Origin of the sequence: Solwaraspora sp. WMMD792 (assembly GCF_029626105.1) — a bacterium.
Classification (GTDB): Bacteria; Actinomycetota; Actinomycetes; order Mycobacteriales; family Micromonosporaceae; genus Micromonospora_E.
Genome location: NZ_JARUBH010000009.1, coordinates 2,563,581 through 2,587,996, shown reverse-complemented (window position 1 = coordinate 2,587,996; position 24,416 = coordinate 2,563,581). Strand labels below are relative to the sequence as shown.

General features: G+C 70.8%; 18 protein-coding genes, 1 pseudogene and 3 CRISPR repeat arrays (1 of these 22 only partly in view). Of the genes and pseudogenes, 14 read left to right on the top strand and 5 right to left on the bottom strand.

Annotation, left to right across the window (positions count from 1 at the left end; all coding sequences use genetic code 11):
• Positions 1-33: 33 nt before the first annotated feature.
• Both O7629_RS13030 and O7629_RS13025 read right to left on the bottom strand, forming a co-directional pair.
• Entirely contained in the window at positions 34-1,074 is a 1,041-nt protein-coding gene (locus O7629_RS13030) for a hypothetical protein (protein WP_278169426.1), read from the bottom strand.
• A complete protein-coding gene (locus O7629_RS13025; RefSeq protein WP_278169425.1) occupies positions 1,061-1,453 on the bottom strand; it encodes a hypothetical protein in 393 nt (130 codons plus the stop codon). The genes O7629_RS13030 and O7629_RS13025 overlap by 14 nt, the downstream gene beginning before the upstream one ends.
• 250 nt (positions 1,454-1,703) lie before the next feature.
• Here O7629_RS13025 and O7629_RS13020 point away from each other — a divergent pair, with 250 nt between their 5' ends.
• On the top strand, positions 1,704-2,867 hold the full coding sequence (locus O7629_RS13020) for an AbfB domain-containing protein (RefSeq protein ID WP_278169424.1): 1,164 nt from the start codon (positions 1,704-1,706) through the stop codon (positions 2,865-2,867).
• Here O7629_RS13020 and O7629_RS13015 read toward each other — a convergent pair.
• Both O7629_RS13015 and O7629_RS13010 read right to left on the bottom strand, forming a co-directional pair.
• Positions 2,845-3,825 (bottom strand): hypothetical protein, encoded by a 981-nt coding sequence (locus O7629_RS13015; protein WP_278169423.1) that lies wholly within the window; start codon positions 3,823-3,825, stop codon positions 2,845-2,847. The genes O7629_RS13020 and O7629_RS13015 overlap by 23 nt on opposite strands.
• The gene (locus tag O7629_RS13010; protein WP_278169422.1) at positions 3,822-4,043 is read right to left on the bottom strand and encodes a hypothetical protein; all 222 of its coding nucleotides are present in this window, start codon (positions 4,041-4,043) and stop codon (positions 3,822-3,824) included. Before O7629_RS13010 ends, O7629_RS13015 begins: the two co-directional genes overlap by 4 nt.
• 290 nt (positions 4,044-4,333) lie before the next feature.
• On the opposite strand from O7629_RS13010, the gene O7629_RS13005 reads away from it, so the two are divergent.
• The 6 genes and pseudogenes from O7629_RS13005 to O7629_RS12980 form a co-directional block, all read left to right on the top strand.
• Entirely contained in the window at positions 4,334-5,281 is a 948-nt protein-coding gene (locus O7629_RS13005) for a helix-turn-helix transcriptional regulator (protein ID WP_278169421.1), read from the top strand.
• Entirely contained in the window at positions 5,244-5,432 is a 189-nt protein-coding gene (locus tag O7629_RS13000; protein WP_278169420.1) for a DUF397 domain-containing protein, read from the top strand. Before O7629_RS13005 ends, O7629_RS13000 begins: the two co-directional genes overlap by 38 nt.
• Positions 5,433-5,564: 132 nt before the next feature.
• Positions 5,565-6,935: direct repeats of the CRISPR family, unit length 29 nt; unit sequence CTGCTCCCCGCGCACGCGGGGATGGTCCC.
• A gap of 67 nt (positions 6,936-7,002) precedes the next feature.
• Positions 7,003-8,232, top strand: coding sequence for an IS21 family transposase (istA, locus tag O7629_RS12995; protein WP_278169419.1), 1,230 nt, complete (start codon positions 7,003-7,005; stop codon positions 8,230-8,232).
• Positions 8,232-9,026 carry an IS21-like element helper ATPase IstB gene (gene istB, locus O7629_RS12990; protein WP_278148120.1) on the top strand — a complete coding sequence of 265 codons (795 nt, stop codon included), beginning with the start codon at positions 8,232-8,234 and terminating at the stop codon, positions 9,024-9,026. The genes istA and istB overlap by 1 nt, the downstream gene beginning before the upstream one ends.
• A gap of 196 nt (positions 9,027-9,222) precedes the next feature.
• Positions 9,223-10,005 carry a transposase family protein gene (locus tag O7629_RS12985; RefSeq protein ID WP_278169418.1) on the top strand — a complete coding sequence of 261 codons (783 nt, stop codon included), beginning with the start codon at positions 9,223-9,225 and terminating at the stop codon, positions 10,003-10,005.
• A gap of 50 nt (positions 10,006-10,055) precedes the next feature.
• Positions 10,056-11,974: a CRISPR direct-repeat array (repeat unit 29 nt; unit sequence CTGCTCCCCGCGCACGCGGGGATGGTCCC).
• A gap of 193 nt (positions 11,975-12,167) precedes the next feature.
• A pseudogene (locus O7629_RS12980) lies at positions 12,168-12,326 on the top strand (transposase family protein); the annotation flags it as partial.
• Between the two features lie 300 nt (positions 12,327-12,626).
• Here the strand turns inward: O7629_RS12980 and cas3 are convergent.
• Complete coding sequence (cas3, locus tag O7629_RS12975) at positions 12,627-15,500, bottom strand: CRISPR-associated helicase Cas3' (protein WP_278169417.1); 2,874 nt, start codon at positions 15,498-15,500, stop codon at positions 12,627-12,629.
• A gap of 305 nt (positions 15,501-15,805) precedes the next feature.
• Here cas3 and casA point away from each other — a divergent pair, with 305 nt between their 5' ends.
• The 7 genes from casA to cas2e are packed head-to-tail and all read left to right on the top strand — an operon-like array spanning position 15,806 to position 21,984.
• Positions 15,806-17,455 carry a type I-E CRISPR-associated protein Cse1/CasA gene (casA, locus tag O7629_RS12970; protein WP_278169416.1) on the top strand — a complete coding sequence of 550 codons (1,650 nt, stop codon included), beginning with the start codon at positions 15,806-15,808 and terminating at the stop codon, positions 17,453-17,455.
• Entirely contained in the window at positions 17,452-18,111 is a 660-nt protein-coding gene (casB, locus tag O7629_RS12965) for a type I-E CRISPR-associated protein Cse2/CasB (RefSeq protein ID WP_278169415.1), read from the top strand. Before casA ends, casB begins: the two co-directional genes overlap by 4 nt.
• Positions 18,108-19,253, top strand: coding sequence for a type I-E CRISPR-associated protein Cas7/Cse4/CasC (cas7e, locus tag O7629_RS12960; protein WP_278169414.1), 1,146 nt, complete (start codon positions 18,108-18,110; stop codon positions 19,251-19,253). The genes casB and cas7e overlap by 4 nt, the downstream gene beginning before the upstream one ends.
• Positions 19,250-19,951 carry a type I-E CRISPR-associated protein Cas5/CasD gene (gene cas5e / locus O7629_RS12955; protein WP_278169413.1) on the top strand — a complete coding sequence of 234 codons (702 nt, stop codon included), beginning with the start codon at positions 19,250-19,252 and terminating at the stop codon, positions 19,949-19,951. The genes cas7e and cas5e overlap by 4 nt, the downstream gene beginning before the upstream one ends.
• Before the next feature lies 1 nt (position 19,952).
• A complete protein-coding gene (cas6e, locus tag O7629_RS12950) occupies positions 19,953-20,633 on the top strand; it encodes a type I-E CRISPR-associated protein Cas6/Cse3/CasE (protein ID WP_278169412.1) in 681 nt (226 codons plus the stop codon).
• Positions 20,630-21,592, top strand: coding sequence for a type I-E CRISPR-associated endonuclease Cas1e (gene cas1e / locus O7629_RS12945; RefSeq protein WP_278169411.1), 963 nt, complete (start codon positions 20,630-20,632; stop codon positions 21,590-21,592). The genes cas6e and cas1e overlap by 4 nt, the downstream gene beginning before the upstream one ends.
• Positions 21,592-21,984, top strand: a complete 393-nt coding sequence (cas2e, locus tag O7629_RS12940) for a type I-E CRISPR-associated endoribonuclease Cas2e (protein WP_278169410.1) — start codon at positions 21,592-21,594, stop codon at positions 21,982-21,984. Before cas1e ends, cas2e begins: the two co-directional genes overlap by 1 nt.
• Before the next feature lie 40 nt (positions 21,985-22,024).
• Positions 22,025-24,416: a CRISPR direct-repeat array (repeat unit 28 nt; unit sequence CTGCTCCCCGCGCACGCGGGGATGGTCC) (it continues 133 nt past the right edge of the window).

Below are 24,416 nucleotides of genomic sequence, written 5' to 3'. Positions count from 1 at the left end.
CGCCCGGCCGGCTCGACGTCGAGCTGGCCGGGCTCAGCCTGCCCGGTCGCGCAGCAACGCCACCGCCTCGTCGATGCGGCCCTGCCGGGCCAGCAGGGTCACCAGCAGACCCACCCCGTGCCAGTCGTCGGCGGCGACCCCGGCCTGCAGCAACGCGATCGCCTCGTCGACGTCGCCCCGCCCGGCCAGCACCGTCGCCAACTCGGTACGCGCCGACGGCTCGCCCTTGTCGGCCGCCAGCCGCCAGAAGTGCTCCGCCTCGGCCCGCTCGCCCTGCGCGTACAGCAGAGTCGCCAGCCGCGACGCCGCATGCCAGTCGCCGCTGGCCGCCAGGGTCCGCAGCTGGTCCAGGTGGCCCCGGTCGGCGAGCAGGTCGACCAGGATCCGCCCGGCCGGCGACTCACCGGCCGCCGCCAGGTCCCGCAGGTATCCGGTCGGGTCGGGCAGCGCCTCCAGGCCCGGTGACTCCGGCCCGGCCGCCCGGCTGCCACCGAACTCCTGCTGCAACCGGTCGTCGAGGTCGTCGGCCAGGCGCAGCATCGCCCGGATCGCCAGCAGCAGATGGGTGGGCTGGAAGTCGACGCCGAGCACCGGGATCGACGCCCACACCGTGTCGCCGGTGCAGTAGATCCGGCCGACCGGCATCGTCACGGTCACATCGGTCAGCCGCCGCAGCAGCGCCTCGGACGGCTGCACCCCGGTCAGCAGCGGCGAGAAGACCTCCACCAGCGGCGGGTCCTCCTGGGCGCGTACCAGGATCATCGCCGAACCGGCGCGGATGCCGATGTCACCGTCGGAGTCCAACAGCAGCTGGTCCACGGTGGTCTTCAGCAGCTCCGCGACGACCAGCTTGACCTGGCCGGTCAGCTTGTCCCCGGCGGACACCGCCCCGGCCGCCGTGCCGACGACGGCATCGTCGGCGGGGCGGTCGATTGGCTGCCCGACCACCGGCCGGGCGGCGAGTGCCGCCGCCAGCCTGGTCCGCGCCGGCAGCGGCACCGACGTCGTGGTCTCGGCCGGCCGGGCGGCCAGCGCCGCGACCAGCCGGGACAGGAAACCGTCACGGGCTTTCATCGCCAGGCTCCCGTACAGGTGAATCGGGGTCTGCGGCAGAGCGGTGCGTGATCGACGGCGGTGGCGGCGTGCGCGGATCCACCACCCGGACCTGGTCGAACATCCGGGCGATGAACAGCGGCGCGGCGACGCCGAAGACGAACGTCGCGAACGCCGTGGTGGCCACCCCACCAGCCGCCGCAGCGGCGGCCAGGCCGGTGCCCGCGACGGCCCGCAGCGTGACGGCGAAGATGATGATGGGCTGGTCCGCCGGGGTGCGCCACGGCCACTGCCAACGCCCCTTCGACTCGGTGGTCGGGCGCATCATGGCGTAGAGATTGAGCGCTTCGGCGACTACGCTGCCGACCAGTCCCCACGTCGCTGCGATCCACAGAGGCACGTCCCCACTCTACTGATCGTGGTCGCCCGTTCACTTGCGGGGACCGACCTGATCGACTTCGCTACCGTGAGTCGACCGGTCACCCTCGTAACGGTAACCGACCCCGGCAACGAACCCGGCGAACACCGAAAAGAGATCAACTCAGTGGCTCCGGGTACTGGCGCAGCCCAGGGGCGAAATGAGAATGTATGCGCCGCGATGCAGTGACAAAACCGGAACAGTCTGTGATCCGGAAAGTGGGAGGACCGCGATGTCCGACGAGGACACCCAGCAGGATCCGCTGCGCGTCGGGCGCTGGCTCACGTCCGAGGGCGAGCCGGCACCCGGCCGCGAGTTGTCCCGGCGGGCCCGCGCCAACCCACGTTGGCCCAGGCCACCGGCGGAGAGCCCACTCACTGAGGCCACCGCCCGGCTCGGCCAGGTCAGCTGGTCGGCCTCCCCGACGATCGACGGCGAGGTCACCGACGGCACCGCAACCGGCGGCACGACGGCACCGGGCGGCAGAGGACCGGGCAGCAAAGGACCGGGCGGCAGAGCATCCGGTGCCCACGCCCTGCCCGCCGCACCGGTCAGCCACGCCGAGCGCCCGGCGATCCCGCAGCGCCGCACCGCCATCGGTGCCGTTGCGGTGCTCACCGCCGCTGTCATCGCCGCGACCGTGGCCACCAACCGGGGCGCCCAGCAGGAGCCGATCCGGGGCGAGTTCGTCGCCGGAGCCCCGAGCGGCGTCGACACCGGGGCCGGCCCCGGCAACTCCCCGGCCGACACCGACCCGGCCGGCGACCCCGGTGCGACCGCCGACCCGTCGGCCGTACCGCCGTCCGGCGAGCCGACCGACCAGGCCGGCCCGGTCGGCGACGGCGTACACACCGCCACGCCCGACACCGGCGCACCCGGCGGCGGGCCGACCCCGGCCGCCCCGGCACCACCGCCGCCGGCCACCGACCCGAAGCCGGACCCGAAACCGACCGCGCCCGCGCACCTCACCCTGACCGTCGGCGGCACGTACGGGCTGGAGCCGGTCAACCTGCCCGGCCGGCGGGTGCGCCACTTCGAGTTCGAGGGCCGCGTCGACGTCGTCGACCAGCGCAGCAAGGCCGACGCCGCGTTCGTGGTCCGTCGCGGCCTGGCCAAGTCGGACTGCATCTCCCTGGAGTCGGTCAACTTCCCCGGCTACTACCTGCGCCACCAGGACTTCCGCTTCTTCCTGCACCGGATCGACGGCAGCGCCCTGTTCCGGGCCGACGCCACGTTCTGCCCGGTCGCCGGACTGACCGGGCAGCACACCTCACTGCGTTCCTACAACTACCCGGACCGCTACCTGCACCACGACGGCAGATACCTGAAACTCGCCGAGATCGGCCGAGGCGCCAACGCCTCCTACGCCACCTTCATCGTCCGTACCCCGCTGTAGGCGGAATCGGCCGGGTGCCGGGGTCGCGGCGCATCGACCACAGCGGCGGCCCGCCGGGGGAGAGGTGCCGGGGGCCGGGCGTGCGCCAGCCGCGCACCGCCAGCAGGTCACGGGCGTACTCCTCGTCGGTGACGGTGTGCCCGACCAGCCCGGCGGCGTCCAACGTGCGCTGATGGTGGTCGAGCAGCGCCGCGCCGATGCGGCGGCGGCGCTGCCACGGTGCCGCCGCCAGGTACACCAGCTCGTGGCCGACCACCGGCTCCGGCGCGGACCCGTCGGCCGGCCCGGCAGCCGGCCCGGCCGACCCCACCGGCGACCGCGCGGACAGGCCGGCCGACGGCCCGACCGGCAGCCGCAACGCCGCCGCCCGGTGCTCGTCACGCACCGCTCGCAGGTGCGCGACCCGCCGCCGGTAGATGCCGGCCGCACCGAGCACCTCCCGCTCGTGGTCGGTCACCGTCGTCAACCGCATCGGGTACGGCTGCCAAACGGCCACCCCTTCGCGGTTGCCGGCGACGTGCACGACGCCGTGCCTCAGCCCGTGCGTCAACTCGACGTCGAACAGCCGCAGGAACGTGGTGTACCGGTTGGACACGTCGGTGATCAGCCAGCCGGCCACCGGGTTGGTCACGAACGCCTCGGCGAGCAGCGCCGACAGTTCGGCGATGTCGGTGACGTCGGCGTCCCGGACGGTCATCTCGGATTCCATCGTGGTCTCTCCAGTGGGTTCGGAACGGGTGGCGGCCCGCGCCCAGCCGAGGAACCGGGCGTACGCCGCCGCCGGGGTCAGCCCCGGCAGGTCGAGGGCTGCCTCCGCGGACCGTTCGGCCACGTACATGCACAGGCCGATCCGGTCGTACGCGGCGACAAGTTGCGCCTTCGCCGGCTGACACGGCCACGGTGCCCGGCACACCCGGCACCGCCACGACGGCCGCGCCGCCACATGCTCGACGGTCACGAGCCGACTGCCCGGGTCGCCGACCGCGCCCGGGGCGACCAGCGCCGCCCGGTCGTCGGCCGGATGTCGAAGGTGACGAACTGCCGGGAGCCGCAGTCGGGGCAGCGCAGCGTCTGCCCGCAGGCCGGGCACCAGCGCCGCCGCAGCCGGCACAGCAGCAGACCCGGCGGAATGCCGAGCACAAAGCCGGCGGCAATGAACGCGAGGGCGGTGGACATTCCATTTCCTCCCGAGCGAAGATCAATTAATCGTGCGGGCAGGAGCGCATGCGCCGGGCCCGCCGCAGCCGGTCACGGGGGGTTCTCCGACTGCGGCGGGTGACTATGGACAGCACCGGCATCAGTTATCTAAGTTGGACCGCATGCATAAGACAAGGCGCGATGCGCCCTTATCGTCGTGGGCAACCCCTGGTCGAGGTCAATCATTTCAGTGCCGAGCGCCTTCACGATTATGAAGGCGCTCGTCAGTTGATTGTCCGCCACGTTGGTGACTACACTCACCACAGAGGATGAAGGGGGCGAGCGATTTGTCCGGCTCCATCGGCACAACCCTGCTCCGCCGACACATCGGCCGCTGGCTCACCGTCTTGCGGGAGTCCGCCGGCATCAGCCAGGACGCCGCAGCTCGGGCACTGCAACGCGGCTCCTCCACCATCTGGCGCATCGAGGCCGGCGACTCGCGGATCCGCTTCCGCGACGTCGACGTCGACGCCATGTGCACCCTCTACCGGGTATCCCCGGAGACCCGCCACCGCCTGCTCACCATGACCAGGGAGACCCGCGAAGCCCCGAGACGTGCCTGGTGGCACGACTACACCGAATCGGCCCTACCCGCCTGGTTCGGCCTCTACGTCTCCCTCGAAGACAGCGCCGCCATGATCCGGCAGTACGAGCCGGAGTCAGTTCCAGGGCTGTTGCAAGTACGTGCTTATGCCGAGACGGTGACCCGCCTTCCGGTCGGGCTGCTCACCGAGGAACAGATCGCACACCGAGTCAAGGTTCGTATTGAACGGCAAGCGCTTCTGGCTTCGCCGCGCCCGCCACACCTGAAGGTGATGCTGAACGAGGCTGTGTTGCGTCGGGAGGTCGGCGGGCCTGAGGTGATGGTCGCGCAGCTTCAGCACCTCCTTGACGTCACCGAGCGGCACAGTGTCTCGGTTCAGGTGATCCCGTACACGGTCGGTGCTCACGCCGGCATGAACTCGGCGTTCAGTTTCCTGACCTTTCCCAACGCCCCACTCAGCCCGGATCCGGTTGAGCCGCCGCTGGTCTACGTCGACACCCTGACGGGATCGCTCTACCTGAACAAGGCCGACGAAGTCAGGGCCTACGATTTGGTCTGGAAGGATCTTGAGAGCCGTGCCCTCGACGAATCGGCGTCAAGGGATCTCATCCGTCAGATACTGGAGGAATTCGCTAGTGGACAGCCTGACCGACGCGAAGTGGCGGAAGAGTAGCCGAAGTGGCAACTCGGGCAACTGCGTCGAAGTAGCGACGAACCTGCCCGACGTCATCGCCGTACGGGACAGCAAGGACGCGACCGGCCCGGTCCTGACCTTCGCCCCCGCCCAGTGGGCCACCTTCACCACCCACCTGCCCACCCGATAGGTCACCGGCTGGCGGATGCAGGCAGGTACCCTGCCTGCATCCCCCCGCAACACCTCGTTGGACCTGGAGTAGCTCCGAATGAAAGTGAACGAAAACCGGCCGGTAACCTCGTAAACGCCCAGGTCAGGAAGTCTGCTCCCCGCGCACGCGGGGATGGTCCCCGGGAGAACTCGAGTTGCGCCGCGACGGTCACCTGCTCCCCGCGCACGCGGGGATGGTCCCCGCCGCCGCCATCACCCCGGCGCTGGGCCTGCCTGCTCCCCGCGCACGCGGGGATGGTCCTGGGTATCTTGTCTCGCCGTTGCTGGCAATTCACTGCTCCCCGCGCACGCGGGGATGGTCCCTACTTCCACACCGGAGAGTTCTTCCTGGTGCACTGCTCCCCGCGCACGCGGGGATGGTCCCGCGGCCCGGTGGTCAGTCGGGTTCGCGCTCGGCTGCTCCCCGCGCACGCGGGGATGGTCCCGTCAGGTCCGCGTGCCCGTTGTGGACGAACACCTGCTCCCCGCGCACGCGGGGATGGTCCCGCACATGGGCCGGTGTGGCCGGGGATCTGTCGCTGCTCCCCGCGCACGCGGGGATGGTCCCTCGACCGACATCGACCCCGGCTTCTCGACGATCTGCTCCCCGCGCACGCGGGGATGGTCCCTGGCCGTTGCCTGAGGTCACGGACGCGAACGACTGCTCCCCGCGCACGCGGGGATGGTCCCGTGCGGCGGCGGCACCTGGCGGCGGGGCTGCTCTGCTCCCCGCGCACGCGGGGATGGTCCCCGGCGTCGTACAGGTCCCGGGTGAACTGCAAACTGCTCCCCGCGCACGCGGGGATGGTCCCTGGGTGACCACCAAGCGCTCTACATCCGCCGACTGCTCCCCGCGCACGCGGGGATGGTCCCCGGCCCGCCGGCGACGCCGCTGACAGTCCTGCCTGCTCCCCGCGCACGCGGGGATGGTCCCTGCCACCGCTCGCCGGTCAGATGATCCACCAGCTGCTCCCCGCGCACGCGGGGATGGTCCCGCGGTCACGCACTACATCGCCGACCGGCGTGCCTGCTCCCCGCGCACGCGGGGATGGTCCTGACACTCGCGATAAGAGTCGACCGGGCCACGCCTGCTCCCCGCGCACGCGGGGATGGTCCCAGGCACCGGCAGATCACCGCGATTTTCTGCGCCTGCTCCCCGCGCACGCGGGGATGGTCCCGCGGGTAGTGCCATTTCCACTTCCGTCGTTTGCTGCTCCCCGCGCACGCGGGGATGGTCCCTCAACGCGGGCCGCGAAGCAGACCAACGGAACCTGCTCCCCGCGCACGCGGGGATGGTCCCAGGCCGGCGCCGACGCCTACGGCGAGCATGAGCTGCTCCCCGCGCACGCGGGGATGGTCCCCGGGTGGTTGCTTGGGATGAGCTGCCGTACGTCTGCTCCCCGCGCACGCGGGGATGGTCCCGTCGCGGTCATGCAACGGCCCACCGACGTACCCTGCTCCCCGCGCACGCGGGGATGGTTGTCAGCTCCGCGTGAAAACTGACCACGTGGTTCCGGCTGAATCGGGACCACCTCCTGAAGCATCGGGAGGTGCTGAACGTGGAGGACTGGGCGGAGATCCGGCGGCTGCGGCGGTCGGAGGGTATGGCGATTCAGGCCATCGCACGGCGGTTGAGGATGTCTCGCAACACCGTGAAGAAGGCGTTGGCCAGTGATGAGCCGCCGCGGTACCGACGGGCGGCGAAGGGCTCGATCGTGGACGCGGTCGAGCCGCAGATCAGGGCGTTGTTGGCGGAGTTCCCGGACATGCCCTCGACGGTGATCATGGAACGGGTCGGGTGGACCCGTGGGAAGACGGTGTTCTGTGACCGGGTGCAGCGGCTGCGGCCGTTGTTCCGCCGGCCTGACCCGGCGCAGCGCACCGAGTACCTGCCGGGTGAGCTGGCGCAGTGTGATCTGTGGTTCCCGCCGGCGGACGTGCCCCTGGGGTTCGGTCAGGTCGGACGGCCGCCGGTGATGGTGATGGTGTCCGGGTACTCGCGGTGGCTGACGGCGGTGATGATCCCGTCCCGGCAGTCGGCGGATCTGCTGGTCGGACACTGGACGTTGATCTCCGGGTGGGGTCGGGTGCCCAGGACGTTGGTATGGGACAACGAGTCAGCGGTTGGCCAGTGGCGTGCCGGCAGGCCGCAGTTGACCGAGGCGATGAACGGCTTCCGTGGCACTCTCGGGATCCGCGTGCTCCAGTGCCGGCCGGCGGATCCGGAAGCCAAAGGCCTGGTGGAGCGGGCGAACGGCTATCTTGAGACGTCGTTCCTGCCCGGGCGCCGGTTCAGCTCGCCCCGGGACTTCAACGCCCAGCTTGCCGAATGGCTGGTACGGGCGAACCAGCGTCGGCACCGGGTGCTGGGCTGCCGGCCGGTGGACCGGTGGGAGGCCGACCGAGCGGCGATGTTGACGCTGCCGCCGGTCGCGCCGGTGGTCGGCTGGCGGCGGAGCACCCGTCTGCCCCGCGACCACTACGTCCGGCTGGACGGCAACGACTACTCGGTGCACCCGATGGTGGTGGGCCGCCGGGTCGACGTGGTCGCTGACGCCGACCGGGTGCAGGTGCTCTGCGAGGGCCGTCTCGTCGCCCGGCACGACCGGTGCTGGGCGCGGCATCAGAGCATCACCGACCCGGCTCACCGTCAGGCCGCCGCCGATCTGCGGACCGCCGCGCGGCAGGCGCCGGCACCGGCGGTCACGGCCGAGGTGGAGCACCGCAGGTTGGCCGACTACGACCGCATGTTCGGTGTCGATGCCGAGGCGGCCGCGTGATGGCCTCCAGAACGACCGGCAACCGCAACGTCTCCTCCGAGATCGCTTTCCTCACCCGTGCGTTGAAGGCGCCCTCGTTGGCGGCGTCGGTGGACCGGCTCGCGGAGCGGGCCCGGGCGGAGTCGTGGACGCACGAGGAGTTTCTCGCCGCCTGTCTGCAACGCGAAGTGGCGGCCCGGGAGGCCCACGGCGGTGAGGGGCGTATCCGGGCGGCGAGGTTCCCGGCACGCAAGAGCCTGGAGGAGTTCGACTTCGAACACCAGCGGTCGTTGAAGCGGGAGACGATCGCCCACCTGGGCACTCTGGACTTCGTGGCGTCGAAGGAGAACGTCGTGTTCCTGGGGCCGCCCGGCACCGGCAAGACCCACCTGTCCATCGGTCTCGGTATCCGGGCCTGCCAGGCCGGACACCGGGTCGCGTTCGCCACCGCCGCTCAGTGGGTGTCCCGTCTCGCTGACGCCCACCACGCCGGCCGGCTGCAGGACGAGCTCGTCAAACTCGGCCGGATCCCGCTGGTGATCGTTGACGAGGTCGGCTACATCCCCTTCGAAGCCGAAGCGGCGAACCTGTTCTTCCAGTTGGTTTCGAACCGCTACGAACGTGCCTCGCTGATCGTCACCAGTAACAAGCCCTTCGGCCGGTGGGGAGAGGTCTTCGGTGATGACGTCGTCGCCGCGGCCATGATCGACCGGCTTGTTCACCACGCCGAGGTCGTTTCGATGAAGGGCGACAGCTACCGGCTCAAGGACCGCGACCTCGGCCGCGTCCCGGCAGCGACCAAGACCAACGACTGAAGATCAACCAAACCGGGGTGGTCCAGTTTCAGCCGGACCACGGTGGTCACGATTGAGGCGGCGTTGACGATGAGCCTTTTCCAAGCTGATCTTGCAGGTCAGGGCGGGCGCAGCAAGCCCGGAGAGCGATGAGGGCGAGGCTCCAGGTAAGACAGCAGTCGACCAAGATCCGATGCCCCGACCGGGAGCCTCGCCCGTGCTGTCTTACCCCTCCACGATCCCGCTGTCCAGCCGCACCCTCAACCACCTCACCGACCTCATCCGAGCCCACCGCAACCAGCATCGATCCCGATGGCGGCGCCTCGACCCCGGCCGCCAGGCACTACTCGCCCTGGCCCACCTACGCAACGGCGACACCTACACCCGGCTCGCCGCCGGGTTCGCCGTCGGCGTCGCCACCGCCTGGCGGTACGTGCAGGAAGCGATCGCCCTGCTCGCCGCGGTCGCCGAGGACCTGACCACGGCGATGCGCCGCATCCGACACCTGGCGTACACGATCCTCGACGGCACCCTGATCCCGATCGACCGAGTGGCGGACCAGAAGCCGTACTACTCCGGCAAACACCAGCGCCACGGCGTGAACGTGCAGGTCATCGCCGACGCCGCCGGCCGGCTCGTCTGGGCCTCCCGGACACTGCCGGGCTCGGCGCACGACCTCACCGCCGCCCGCGTCCACGGCATCACCCACGCGCTGACCAGCGCCCAGGTGATGACTTTCGCCGACAAGGGCTACCAGGGCGCCCGAGGCACCGTCCGCACCCCGTTCAAGCGCCACCGCTTCCGACCGAAGCTGTCACGCCGACAGAAGACGATCAACCGGGCGCACGCGAAGATCCGAGCACACGGCGAACGGGCCATCGCCACGCTCAAGACCTGGAAGATCCTGACCAAGCTGCGCTGCAGCCCACACCGCGCCACCGCGATCGTGCAGGCCATCCTCGTCCTGCACCACGTCGAAGCCAACCCCTACACAGGATGAAAATGGCTCAATGGTCCCAGATCCATGGGGTCTCAGTCCTCGTCTGGGGTCTGCTCCCCGCGCACGCGGGGATGGTCCCGGCATCCAAGTCCTTGGGACCATCGGCAACGACTGCTCCCCGCGCACGCGGGGATGGTCCCTCTGGATCGCGAGCCAGATTGCCCACAATGGTCTGCTCCCCGCGCACGCGGGGATGGTCCCAGGTCCGGCCGCTCCTTGGCCAACGGGTGGTCCTGCTCCCCGCGCACGCGGGGATGGTCCCTCTCGCGGCGAGATCGACCCGTCTAAAGGTGTCTGCTCCCCGCGCACGCGGGGATGGTCCCGCATCCGCAAATGGGCCGAGCAAGCCGCCGACCTGCTCCCCGCGCACGCGGGGATGGTCCCTGCCCGACGGCGAACTGCGCATCAACGACGGCCTGCTCCCCGCGCACGCGGGGATGGTCCCCAGCCGGGCGGCCGTCGTCTGTCGGGTCAGACCTGCTCCCCGCGCACGCGGGGATGGTCCCAGCAGCGACTCGAGCACGTTGCGGCCGATGCGCTGCTCCCCGCGCACGCGGGGATGGTCCCGTGTCCTTGCCGTGCACGAAAGCCATGGTCAGCTGCTCCCCGCGCACGCGGGGATGGTCCGCGCTCTACATCCGCCGACGGGGACGCGTCATGCTGCTCCCCGCGCACGCGGGGATGGTCCCTCGGCGCCGGCTGTGATCTCGGGGTGTGGCCTCTGCTCCCCGCGCACGCGGGGATGGTCCCCGTCTACAACCACGGGTGGCGGGAGATCGTCACTGCTCCCCGCGCACGCGGGGATGGTCCCTGACCACAGCTCGCGACGCCCTCGGCCAGCTGCTGCTCCCCGCGCACGCGGGGATGGTCCCGTGTCCTTGTGCTTGTCGAAGGCTCGCCGCGCCTGCTCCCCGCGCACGCGGGGATGGTCCCCGGCGGGTCGACGTGCGGGAACCGGGCACCCTCTGCTCCCCGCGCACGCGGGGATGGTCCCGAGCGGATCAGCTACCAGCCCGGCACCGTCGTCTGCTCCCCGCGCACGCGGGGATGGTCCCAATTCGGAGTGTCTTGAATGCGTCGTAAGTCCCTGCTCCCCGCGCACGCGGGGATGGTCCCCGTGGCTTGGTGCCGACCGGGCCCGTCGACGACTGCTCCCCGCGCACGCGGGGATGGTCCCGCGGCCTGCGCCTGCTCGAGCGCCTGGCGGGCCTGCTCCCCGCGCACGCGGGGATGGTCCCAGGAGCACCAGCAACGCCAGCGCGACCAGGGTCTGCTCCCCGCGCACGCGGGGATGGTCCCGGCGGCGGGTCGGCGCGGCTCGACCACGTCGTCTGCTCCCCGCGCACGCGGGGATGGTCCCCGGACGTCCGGTCTGCTGGCGGTCACCAGCACCTGCTCCCCGCGCACGCGGGGATGGTCCTGCTCCATGAACCGCGACACCTGGCTATCGTTCTGCTCCCCGCGCACGCGGGGATGGTCCCCGCAGCCGAGCTGGTCGACGCGACGGATGGTCCTGCTCCCCGCGCACGCGGGGATGGTCCCGCCTGCCCCCACTGGCGGGTGCCGCGCAGCTTCTGCTCCCCGCGCACGCGGGGATGGTCCCAAGGCACTGATGATCGCGGTCGTCGACGAGCTCTGCTCCCCGCGCACGCGGGGATGGTCCCGTGGACGACCAGACGCCGGCCGCGATCGGCACCTGCTCCCCGCGCACGCGGGGATGGTCCCAGCACGACCTCATCGCCCTGGCCAACTACCTTCTGCTCCCCGCGCACGCGGGGATGGTCCCGAGTTCACCTTGGCCAAACCGGCGTGGAACGTCTGCTCCCCGCGCACGCGGGGATGGTCCCCCGTACTCCTGACCCGGTCGCCGAGGTGGGCGCTGCTCCCCGCGCACGCGGGGATGGTCCCATGCTCGCCATTGCTGAGTACCGGTCAGACGACTGCTCCCCGCGCACGCGGGGATGGATCCTCCTGGTCCGGGTCCAACTGGTCGATCGCGTCCTGCTGTCAACGGTCAGTTGGTTCGGGCTCTGGCACGGTCTCGGTGATCGCGGACGGTCGATGGTAGATCATGATTCGTGCCCATAGTGGATGTTGCTGCTGTCATCTTCTCGCACCTGTCCGGGCTACGCATCACGAATGTGCTGGCCACGGGCTTGACGGTGCGGGTGTACGCCGAACCAGGTAGCGTCGGCGCGAGATGCCCGGACTGCTCGACCGTGTCCCGGCGGGTGCACAGCCGGTACGAACGACGGCTACTCGACGCGCCGGTCGCCGGGCGGGAGACCATGCTGCACCTACGGGTACGGCGGTTCTTCTGCACCATGGGCGACTGGCCGAACGCACGCGCCAGCGGATCAGCCTGCTCCCCGCGCACGCGGGGATGGTCCCGTCGGCCATCGCACACCGGCGAGTGCGCGCCGCTGCTCCCCGCGCACGCGGGGATGGTCCCGGCCAGACCCCGGGCCTGGAGCTGGCCCTGCACTGCTCCCCGCGCACGCGGGCATGGTCCCGTCAGGTCCCTTCTACCTGTAGCCAACTCGTTCTGCTCCCCGCGTATGCGGGGATTGGAGTCTTTAATCCCATGGACGCAGACGGGCGGGTCACATGGTTGGTGTCCGTCAGATGAGTGAGGCATCCAGTTTGGTGACGATGAGTCCGTCGGTGTTGTCGTAGTGCAGGTCGAAGCCGGCGATCTGGGTGCGGCCGGTGTCGTCGATGTCGAGCACGAGTTCGCCGGCCAGCCAGTGCGACGCATCCCAGGCCGGGAAGCAGTTGCGGGCCTCCAGCTCGTCGATCACCTCGTCGAGTCTGCTGGTCATCAGCTGCGGCAGGGCGAGCGTGCACCGGGCCACCGACCGGGCCAGCCGGTTGTCCGGTGCCATCTCCGTAGGCACCTCCCGGCCGGGGTCGTCCGGCACCCAGTCCGGGAGGTGCAGCCGGCCGTCGCGGCGTACCAGGAGAATCACCTCCAGGCTCTCGGCGGAGTCGGAGCGGACGTGACCACGCCCGCGCGCGTCGTCGCCGCCCGCGTCGGCGTCGCCGATGTGCGCCACCAACCAGCCGAGCAGGGCGGTCGGCTGCGCCGAGACCGGGTTCAGCCGGTACGCGTCCGCCCGTACACAATGCTCCTGCTGCCTTTTCGTCGCCGCCTCGTCGGCTTCGCGCATCGCCGGATGCCAGCCGGTCGGGCCGACCAACGGCACGTCGTACGCGGTCTGCACCAGCGTCGGGATGTCTGCGGGCAGCTCGACCGGGACGTCGCCGTCGAGATGCGGCCAGAGGACGCCGGCCGCCCGCCACAACCCGGCCCGGCCGTACACGATCCGTGAACCCTGCACCGGCTCGGGCGGATCCGTCGACCAGTCCGCGCCGGTGATCAGGCAGCGCGGCGTCGCCAGATGAGCCGGGCGGCTGCGGTGGTGCCGGTGCAGCCGGCCCATCCGCTGCAACAGCAGATCGACCGGGGCGAGATCGGTGACCAGCAGGTCGAAGTCGACGTCCAGCGACACCTCCGCCACCTGGCTGGAGACCACGACATACCGCTCCGGGCGGTCCGCGACCCGGCTCGGCGGCCCGAACATGTCCAGCAGCCGCCGGTCGTTCGCGGCCCGGTCCGGTGCCAGGAAACGGGAGTGCGCCACGAACACCGGAATGTCCGTGCCGAACCGTCGCCGCAGCACGGCGGCGGTCTCCTGGACCCGCCGGACCGTGTTGCGGACCACCAGGGCGCAACCGCCCCGACCGATCTCGTCCGCGAGCAGGTCGGCGAGGCGCTGCGGGTCGTCGTCGAAGCGGCTCACCCGCACCTGCACCGCCCGGCCGGACGAAGCCGTCGTCGTCACCGCCGGCTGCCGGTCCGTCGCGCCCGAGCAGGTGATCACCGGGTAGCCGATGTCCCCGGCCAGGTCGGCGTACGGGTCGGTGTCCGCGCCCGGGGCCGCGTCGGATGCCGGCGTGCGTCGCCGCCGCTGGCGCTGCGTCGGCTGCCCGAACCGGCCGTCGTCGTACGCCATCATCATCTGCCGGCGACGCCGCGCCGGCAGCGTCGCCGACAGCACGATCACCGGTACGCGGTACGCGGCCAGCCACTCCAACGCCCGGTCCAGGTACTGGCTCATGTGCACGTCGTAGGCGTGCGCCTCGTCGACAACGACGACCTTGCCGGCGAGCCCGAGGTGACGCAGCACCACGTACCGAGCCTTCAACGCCATGAACAGCAGCTGGTCGACGGTGCCGACGACGAAATCGGACAGCAGGATCTTCTTGCGCGACGCCAGCCACCGGTGCACGGCGAGCTGCACGCCCTCCTCGTCGACGCCGATCGAGCTGGGACGCCGGTCAATGCGCAGCGTGTCGTACTCGTTGTTGAAGCTCGACTTGCCGTGCGCCAACGCCACCCCGTAGGCGCCACGGTCGGCGTCGCGGTCCGGCAGCCGCTCCATCCAGGACAGCCCTCGGGACAGCATGGCGTCGCTGGTGGCCCGGGTCGGCAGCGCGACGAAACAGCCGGACAGCCCGAACCGGGCGGCGAGGATCTCGACGGCGGCGAGCGCGGCCTCCGTCTTGCCGTCGCCCATCGGCGCCTCGACGATCATCAGGCCGGGTTCGGCCATCCGCCGGGCCTGGTCGATCACCGCCCGCTGCACCGGGTACGCGGTCGCGCCGGCCGGCAGCCCGAACCGGGTGGCAATGATCGCGTCGGGGGAGAGGCCGAGGTCGACGGCCCGCCACGGCGACGGCAGGTCCAGATCGTCCCAGGCCCGCTCGACCCGGTGCACGTCGGCCGCGTACGTCGTCGGGAACAGCTCCTGGTTGCTGGCAATCCAGTCGGCGACCACGACGATGCCGGTCAGCAGCGCCTGCACCGGCTGGGGGAGTCGGACGTCGCGCCACGCTGACAGTCGGTCCCGTACGCCGCACCGGTCGGTCATCCAGTCCAGTAACTCCCGCTGCACCGCCGGCCACGGCCCGGTGCCGAGCAGGTAGTCGAGGCTGCGGGCCGCGTGCAGCTCCTTGTCCGTCGGCGGTACGCCGTGATGGCCACCGACGACCACGGCGAACGTGGCTGCCGCTCGCGGCACCCAGTCGTGCCCGTCGATCAGCCAGTCCTCCAGCAGGATCTGGCCGGCCAGGGCGTGCGGCGCGATACGCCGGTCTGCCTTGACACGGTTGTCGACCGTCAGCCCGCGAGCGTGCATCCGGCTCATCAGATCGTCGCGCTGCACGGCGAACGCCGGTGTCGCCTTGCCGATGTCGTGCACCCCCGCCAGCCAGGCGACCAGGAGTCGCCCGTCGGCGTCACCGCCGGGCAGCGCCGAGCTGATCCGCTGCCGTACGGCGTCGTTGAGCCAGTGCCGCCACAGCCGTTCCGCGACGGCCGCCGCGTCGGCGAGATGCTGCCACAGCGGTAGCCAGCCGGGGCCATCCTCGCTCGTCTTGCCCCACGCCGACGACGCCGCGTCGCTCAACTCAACCGTCTGTTGCGTAGCCACGGCTGTTGATCCAAAGTGCCAGCTTGGCCAGTCGCCATAGCGTGATCGACCGGACAACGTGGCCGAACGGTTGAGGATCTGTCGGCAAGGCGACTGCATTTTTGCCATCTGTGGTCTTGTTCGAGGCCGCCCGGCTCCTTGCCCCGGCCAGAGCTGAGGAGACAATTTCCTGCTCAGGGCAAGGATTGCTAGCGAAATGCGATGTCACCTCGTATCCCGATGATCAAGTTTGGAATGTCGGTGGCCCGCAGTAGGGTCCCGATCCATGTCAGAGCAACCTGTCTGGCCACGATGGGAAATGCCCAATGTCATTTGATCTTGTTGATCGGCACTGGCTGCTCGTGCAGCGGCTCGACGGGCAGGTGGAGGAGGTGTCGCTCGCCGACGCCTTCCGCCGGGCCGGCACGCTGCGCCGGATCACCGGTGACGTGCCGACCCAGGAGTTCGCCGTCCTGCGCCTGCTGCTCGCCGTCCTGCACGACACCGTCGGCGGCCCCAGCGAGGACGACTGGGAGCAGCTGTGGGCCGCCGCCGACCTGCCGGTCGACGACATCCTCGACTACCTCGACGAGCGCCGGGAGCGGTTCGACCTGCTGCACCCGACCACGCCCTTTTACCAGGTCGCCGACCTGCGGACCAGCAAAGGCGAAGTGTTCGGGCTCGAACGGCTCATCGCCGACGTGCCGAGCGGCGCACCGCTGTTCACCGCCCGGTCCGGCCCCGCGCTGCGCCGGATCACCCCGGCCGAGGCCGCCCGCTGGCTGGTGCACGCCCATGCGTACGACGTCTCCGGGATCAAATCCGGCGCGGTCGGCGACAGCCGGGTCAAAGGCGGCAAGGTCTACCCGCTCGGCACCGGCTACGCCGGCTCCCTCGGCGGCGTCTTCGTCGAAGGCGACAACCTGCGCGAGACACTGCTGCTCAACCTGGTGCCACACGACGTGCCGTACCTGCGCCGCGACGACAACGACGCGCCGATCTGGGACGTCGACCCGCCCGGCCCCGCCGAGCAGGACGACCTGACACCGTCGGGAGTGCTGCGCCTCTACACCTGGCAGTCGCGGCGGATCCGGCTGCACGGTGACGAGCACGGCATCACCGGCGTGGTGCTCGCCTACGGAGACCCGCTCAGCCCTCGCGACCTGCACCAACGAGAACCACTCACCGCCTGGCGGCGCAGCCCCACCCAGGAGAAGGCACTCAAGACCACCCCGGTGTACCTGCCGAAAACCCACGCACCCGGCCGGGCGCTGTGGCGCGGCCTCGAAGCGATGCTGCCCGGCACCGCCGGACGCGGCGGCAGCGGCGAACCACCAGCCAACCTCGACCCCGGCGTCCTCGAATGGATCGGGTACGCCGCCAACCGCCGGCTGCTGCGCCGACCCGTCATCCGGCTCCGTGCCGTCGGCGCCGTCTACGGCACCCAACAGTCCGTCCTGGACGAGATCATCGACGACGCGGTCACCATGCCGGTACGGGCCATCACCGACCCGCAGACCGCCATCGAGGTGCAACGCGCCGCCGACGACGCCGACCAGGGCGTACGCGCCCTCGTCAACCTCGGCCGCAACCTGCTACGCGCCGCCGGCGTCCGCGACGACAAACGCGTCGACGGCGCCCGCGACGAGACGACCGCCGAAGCGTACGCCGCCCTCGACCAGCAGTTCCGCGACTGGCTGCGCGGGCTCGTCGACGGAGTCGACCTCGCCGAGGCCCGCGCCGCCTGGCACCGCACCGCCGCGAAGTCGCTGCGCGGACTCGGCGACCGCATGGTCGCGGAAGCCGGACCGGTCGCCTGGGCCGGCCGGGAGATCGACAAGACCCTGATCACCAGCGCCCAGGCCGACGCCTGGTTCCGCAACCAACTGTCGAAGGCGCTGCCACTGGCCGGCCCGCTCCGGCCGGCACAGCCAGACACCACCGACCGTCCGCAGGAGGAAGTGGCCCTGACATGAGCCAGACAAGCACCCCGGCCAGGGCGGCGATCCGTCGGCGACGCCCGTTCGGCGACGACGTCGCCAAGGACGTCGCGAAGCTCCAGAGCGCCTTCATCAACGACGCGCCCGCCGCCATCGCCACCCTCGCCCGGCTGCGGGCCGCCGCCGGCACCCTCGCCGGATCACGCCTGGACATCCTCGGCGTCACCGCCGTACCGACGGAGTTCCTGCCCCGCCGGCTCGCCGACGATCCGGAACCGGTCGAACACGCCCGGCACGCTGCGCTCACCCTGTACGCCGTACACCAGCAGTCGTCACACGACCGTGGGATGCACCGCGACGGGTACGGCTTCGGTCAGGCCGTCGCGCTGCTCGCCGCGCAGAGCCCCAGCAAGGAAGCCGTGCGGCGGCGGTTCGTCGCGATGGGCACCGCCGCCACCTTCACCGAGGCGCTGCACCACTGCCGGGGCCTGGTCCGACTGCTGCGCGACAAACGCATCGCCCTCGACTACGGGCTGCTCGCCGACGACCTGCGCGAATTCCAGGCACCCGGCGGCCCGGACAAGATCCGCTCACTGTGGGGCCGCGAATACCACCGCACCACGAACACCACCACCGGCACTGACACCGACGCCGACACCACCGACAGCGACTCCTCGAAGGACCAGCCATGAGCCGAACCGTGATCGACATCCACATCCTGCAGACCGTCCCGCCGAGCAACCTCAACCGGGACGACACCGGCTCACCGAAAACCGCCGTCTACGGCGGCCAACGCCGGGCCCGGGTCTCCAGCCAGGCGTGGAAACGCGCCACCCGGACCTCGTTCGACGCGCTGCTCGACCGCGCCGACCTGGGGGAGCGGACCAAGCGGCTCGGCGAATCCCTCGGCGAACTGATTGCCGGGCAGGCACCGGACCTCGCCGACGCGAAGATCGACCTCGCCAACAAGGCACTGACCGCGCTCGGGCTCGCCAAACCGGCCAAGGCCACAAAAGCCGCCAAGAACAAGGCCGACGACGGCGTCACCGCAGCAGAGTCCGAGTATCTGGTATTCCTCAGCCACCACCAGCTCGACGCGATCGCCGCACACGCCATCGCCGCGCACCGCGCCGGCAAGGACCCCGACGGCAAAGAGCTGAAGAAGCTCGCCAACCAGCGGCACTCCGTCGACATCGCACTGTTCGGCCGGATGCTCGCTGACCTGTCCGACACCAACGTCGACGCCGCCGTCCAGGTCGCCCACGCGATCAGCGTGCACGCCGTCAACAACGAATTCGACTACTACACCGCCGTCGACGACCGCAAGGACGACGCGAAGGAACAAGGCGCAGGCATGATCGGCACCGTCGAATTCAACTCGTCGACCCTGTACCGCTACGCCACCCTCGACGTCGACCGGCTCAACGACAACCTCGGCGACCCGGAAGCCACCCGACGCGCCGTCCACGCCTTCGTCACCGCGTTCGCCAAGAGCATGCCGACCGGCAAACAGAACACCTTCGCCAACCGCACCCTGCCCGACGCCGTCATCGTCCGGCTGCGCGACACCCAACCGATCAACTTCGTCGGCGCGTACGAAGAAGTCGTCACCTACGACTCGCCGACCGGCCGGGTCCGGGAAGCCGCCGAGCGCCTCGCCTCCTACGCCACCTCCGTCGAAACCACCTACGGCGAGCAGCCCGTCGCCGCCTGGATCAGCCGGGTCGGCGACCACACCGCCGCGCTCGACACCCTCGGCGACGCGCTGCCCTTCGCCGACCTCGTCACCGCAGTCGCCGACGAGGCCGCCGCGCGACTCGGGAAGGAAGAATGAACACCCTGCTGCTGCGGCTCGCCGGACCGCTGCAAGCCTGGGGTGCCAGCAGCCGGTTCGTCTACCGAGGCACCGAAACCGCGCCGACGAAAAGCGGCGTCATCGGCATGCTCGCCGCCGCCAAGGGCATCCGGCGCACCGAGCCGCTGACCGAACTGCTCCGCCTCAGCTTCGCCGTACGCGTCGACCAGCCCGGCACCGTGCTGCGCGACTTCCAGACGGCCCGACGCCTCGACGGCTCCGCACTACCCCTGTCCTACCGGCACTACCTCAGCGACGCCGTCTTCGTCGCCGCCGTCGGCGGCGACGAAGACCTGCTCACCGGCCTGCACGACGCGCTGCGCCGACCACAGTTCCCGCTCTACCTCGGCCGCCGATCCTGCCCGCCGGTGCTGCCCGTCAGCCTCGGCGTGCACCCCGGCACCCCGGTCGACGTGCTGCGCCGACACCGCTGGGAAGCGTCCGCCTGGCACCGGCGCACCAGACGGTCAGCGACCGTGACCCTGGAGATGCTGCGCGACGCCGACGACACCGACCCGTTCACCGAGACGATCCGCGACCAGCCGGTCAGCTTCGACCCCACCCACCGGCAACACGGGTGGCGGCTCGTCGTGCGCGAACACGTCGAACTGCCCCACCCCGACACACAGGTGGCCACCATCCCCAGCCACGACCCCATGCAAGTCCTCGGAGGCTGACGTGTACCTCACCCGGTTCCGACTCAACAAGGCACGTCGGGACAGCCGACGACTCCTCGGCTCGCCACAGGTCATGCACGCCGCCGTCATGTCCGGCTTCGCCGACGACGCCGACCACACCCGCGACGGCCGTCGCACCCTGTGGCGGCTCGACACCACCGGCAACCAGCCGGTGCTCTACATCGTCAGCCCCGGCCGACCCGACCTGACCCACCTCGTCGAACAGGCCGGCTGGCCAACCACCGGCGAACGGTGGCAGACCCGACCGTACGGCGGCTTCCTCGACCAGCTCGCCGCCGGACAGCAGTGGGCGTTCCGCCTCACCGCCAACCCGGTCCGCGACGGCCGACCCAAGGACCCCACCGCCGACACCAAACGGTACGGCCACGTCACCGTCCAACAGCAGACCCAGTGGCTGGTCAAACGCGCCGAACCCAACGGGTTCGAGATCCTGCGCGGCACCGACGACGACCTGAACCTGATCCTGCACAACCAGACCACCCAGAGCTTCGGGCGACGCGGGGGAGACCGCCCGGTCGTCATCCGTACCGTCACCTACGACGGCGTCCTCGCCGTCCGCGACCCGCAGGCCCTGCGTCGCGTGCTCACCGCCGGCATCGGGCACGCCAAGGCGTACGGCTGCGGGTTGATGACCCTGGCCCCCGCCGACGCCGCACGATGAAGATCCCCGGCGTACGGCCTCCGGAGCTACCCGACCTGGTCCGCGCCCAGGACCGGATCAGCTTCATCTACCAGGAACGCTGCGTCATCCACCGGGACAGCAACGCCATCACCGCGACCGACGCCAAAGGGACCGTGCACATCGCGGCTGCGAGCCTCGGAGTGCTGCTGCTCGGCCCCGGCACCACCGTCACCCACCAGGCGATGATGCTGCTCGCCGACAACGGAGCCACCGTCGTCTGGGTCGGAGAGCAGGGCGTGCGCTACTACGCCCATGGCCGATCGCTGGCCCGGTCCAGCCGGCTGCTCGTCGCCCAGGCCGCCGCCGTGTCCCACCGGGACCGGCGGCTCACCGTGGCCCGCGCCATGTATGACATGCGCTTCCCGGACGAGGACACCGACAAGCTGACCATGCAGCAGTTGCGGGGCAGGGAAGGGGCACGGGTCAGACGCATCTACCGGGAACACGCCCGGCGTACCAAGGTGACCTGGACCCACCGGGACTACGACCCGGAGAACTTCGCCGGATCCGACCCGATCAACCAGGCGCTGTCCGCCGCGCACGTTTGCCTGTACGGGGTCGTCCACGCCGTCATCGTCGCCCTCGGCGCGGCACCCGGCCTCGGCTTCATCCACACCGGCCACGAACGGTCCTTCGTCTACGACATCGCCGACCTGTACAAGGCAGAAGTGAGCATCCCGGTCGCGTTCGACGTCGTGGCAGGCGGATCGATCGACGTACCGGCGGACACCCGCCGCGCCGTCCGCGACAAGCTGTTCGAGCTGAACCTGCTCGACCGGTGCGCCTACGACGTCCGCAGACTGCTTCTGCCGCCGTCCGCCGGTGACGAGCCGGACGGGCACGCCTTCGGTGAGGACGTCGTCAACCTCTGGGACGAGTCCGGTGTCGAGATGCCCAGCGGCATCAACTACGCCGACGAGTACGAGGTCGACTTCTGATGGTCGTCATCGTCCTCACCGCCTGCCCGGCGGGCCTACGCGGTCACCTGACGCAGTGGCTGCTGGAGATCTCGGCCGGCGTGTACGTCGGTCACGTCACCGCCCGGGTACGCGACCGGCTCTGGGGCAGAGTCGTCGAACTCGCCGGCCCTGGCCGTGCCCTGATGGTCTACCAGGTACGCGGTGAGCAGCGGCTGTCGTTCAAGGTGCACGACCACCACTGGCACCCGGTCGACTTCGACGGCATCATGTTGATGCGCCGGCCGGCCGAACCCGCCGCCGTTGCCGCCGCACCGCCAACGGGGTGGAGCAAAGCGTCCAAGCGGCGCCGATTCGCCCGACGCGCCTCCACCCGGTCCACTGATCGACAGGAGCCAAACCAAAGTGAATGAAAACCGGGCCCCGAGCCCTTAAACGCCCAGTTCAACAAGCCTGCTCCCCGCGCACGCGGGGATGGTCCCAGCTCAGGCAACCCGCGCGGGTTGTGCTCGCTCTGCTCCCCGCGCACGCGGGGATGGTCCCAGCTCCCGCACCTCCGACTCCAGGCCGGCGATCTGCTCCCCGCGCACGCGGGGATGGTCCCAGGCCGCTGACCTCCGCGCGGAACAGCCGCTGCTGCTCCCCGCGCACGCGGGGATGGTCCCTTGTTGGAAACTGCGCCCGCGAAATCGTCGACCTGCTCCCCGCGCACGCGGGGATGGTCCCAGTTCGGCGGCGATCAGCCGGTAGTTGTCGATCTGCTCCCCGCGCACGCGGGGATGGTCCCGGGAACGGCGGTAGGTCAGCGGACTTGATGACCTGCTCCCCGCGCACGCGGGGATGGTCCCGCGGCAGCTGTGGCCACTACGCAGCGCGTGATCTGCTCCCCGCGCACGCGGGGATGGTCCCGCGGTGCTCGACAACATCGCCGCGGCCGCCGGCTGCTCCCCGCGCACGCGGGGATGGTCCCGCGTCCGCCAGCCAGGCGTGTACGGCGGTCCCCTGCTCCCCGCGCACGCGGGGATGGTCCCTTCTCCTGGACCTGACTGACCTGGTCCAGGACCTGCTCCCCGCGCACGCGGGGATGGTCCCAGCGGGGTTCAGTCGGCCTGCGCCCCCGCATCCTGCTCCCCGCGCACGCGGGGATGGTCCGCGATCAGCGACTGGTCGAACGGCTACATGCAGCTGCTCCCCGCGCACGCGGGGATGGTCCGCGGACTATTCCACCCGAATTGCACCCACAGTGCTGCTCCCCGCGCACGCGGGGATGGTCCCGTCGATCTCGACGAAGCGATGCTGGCTCTCGGCTGCTCCCCGCGCACGCGGGGATGGTCCCCCAGGACGCCGCCGGCCACGAGGCCGTGTCGTCTGCTCCCCGCGCACGCGGGGATGGTCCCCGACGCCAGACCAGCCCAGCTACGTCTGCTCCCTGCTCCCCGCGCACGCGGGGATGGTCCACTCTGCCTCAGAGCGGCTTAGCTGGTGGGGTGCTGCTCCCCGCGCACGCGGGGATGGTCCCGGCTGCAGCCCGTCGATACGGATCGGGTCGATCTGCTCCCCGCGCACGCGGGGATGGTCCCTGGACTGGCTCCGGGAACGGCTCGACCGGGAACTGCTCCCCGCGCACGCGGGGATGGTCCTCGAGCAGGACGCGCCCGAATACCCGGCGAAGACTGCTCCCCGCGCACGCGGGGATGGTCCCCGATCTGACGATCTGGCCCGGCCGCGCGAGCGCTGCTCCCCGCGCACGCGGGGATGGTTCCATAGCCGCCTGTGGCCTTTCGATTCCCCTTGCCTGCTCCCCGCGCACGCGGGGATGGTCCCCCGCGCACCTTTCCCGAGACTCAGGGGAATGCTGCTCCCCGCGCACGCGGGGATGGTCCCCACGCTAGGTCCAAGCCGGCGTTGCCGAGCACCTGCTCCCCGCGCACGCGGGGATGGTCCCTCAACGCGGGCCGCGAAGCAGACCAATGGCACCTGCTCCCCGCGCACGCGGGGATGGTCCCTCAACGCGGGCCGCGAAGCAGACCAATGGCACCTGCTCCCCGCGCACGCGGGGATGGTCCCTGGTCGACTCGCGGAGCCTGACCGGCGATTCGCTGCTCCCCGCGCACGCGGGGATGGTCCCGACACGTGGCTATCCGTGCGGCTCAGGGGGGTCTGCTCCCCGCGCACGCGGGGATGGTCCCAGCATCCGTAAGGACGGCACCGGCGACGGCCACTGCTCCCCGCGCACGCGGGGATGGTCCCTACCGGGGCATCGACATGGTGCTCAACGCGGTCTGCTCCCCGCGCACGCGGGGATGGTCCCATGGCCGCCTCGGGTGCCACGTCGGCCATCGACTGCTCCCCGCGCACGCGGGGATGGTCCCACCTGGTTCCGCACCGCACCACGGGCTTTCGCCTGCTCCCCGCGCACGCGGGGATGGTCCCGGATCAAGCGGTCGTCGCAGGGGGCCGACTCGCTGCTCCCCGCGCACGCGGGGATGGTCCCCGGAACGACGACCCGTACACGCCGGCGTCCAGCTGCTCCCCGCGCACGCGGGGATGGTCCCCGCAGCGTGGTGCAGCGCGTCGGCCTGGTCGCCTGCTCCCCGCGCACGCGGGGATGGTCCCGGATTCCAGCCGACCAGCCGGAACAGCTGCTGCTGCTTCCCGCGCGGGGATGGTCCCTGGCTCATCAACGGGGACACGGGCACGATCTACTGCTCCCCGCGCACGCGGGGATGGTCCCGCGCGGTTGGTCGATCCCCTCGACACCATCGTCTGCTCCCCGCGCACGCGGGGATGGTCCCTGCGGTCAGGTCTCGGGTCGACATCTACCAGGCTGCTCCCCGCGTACGCA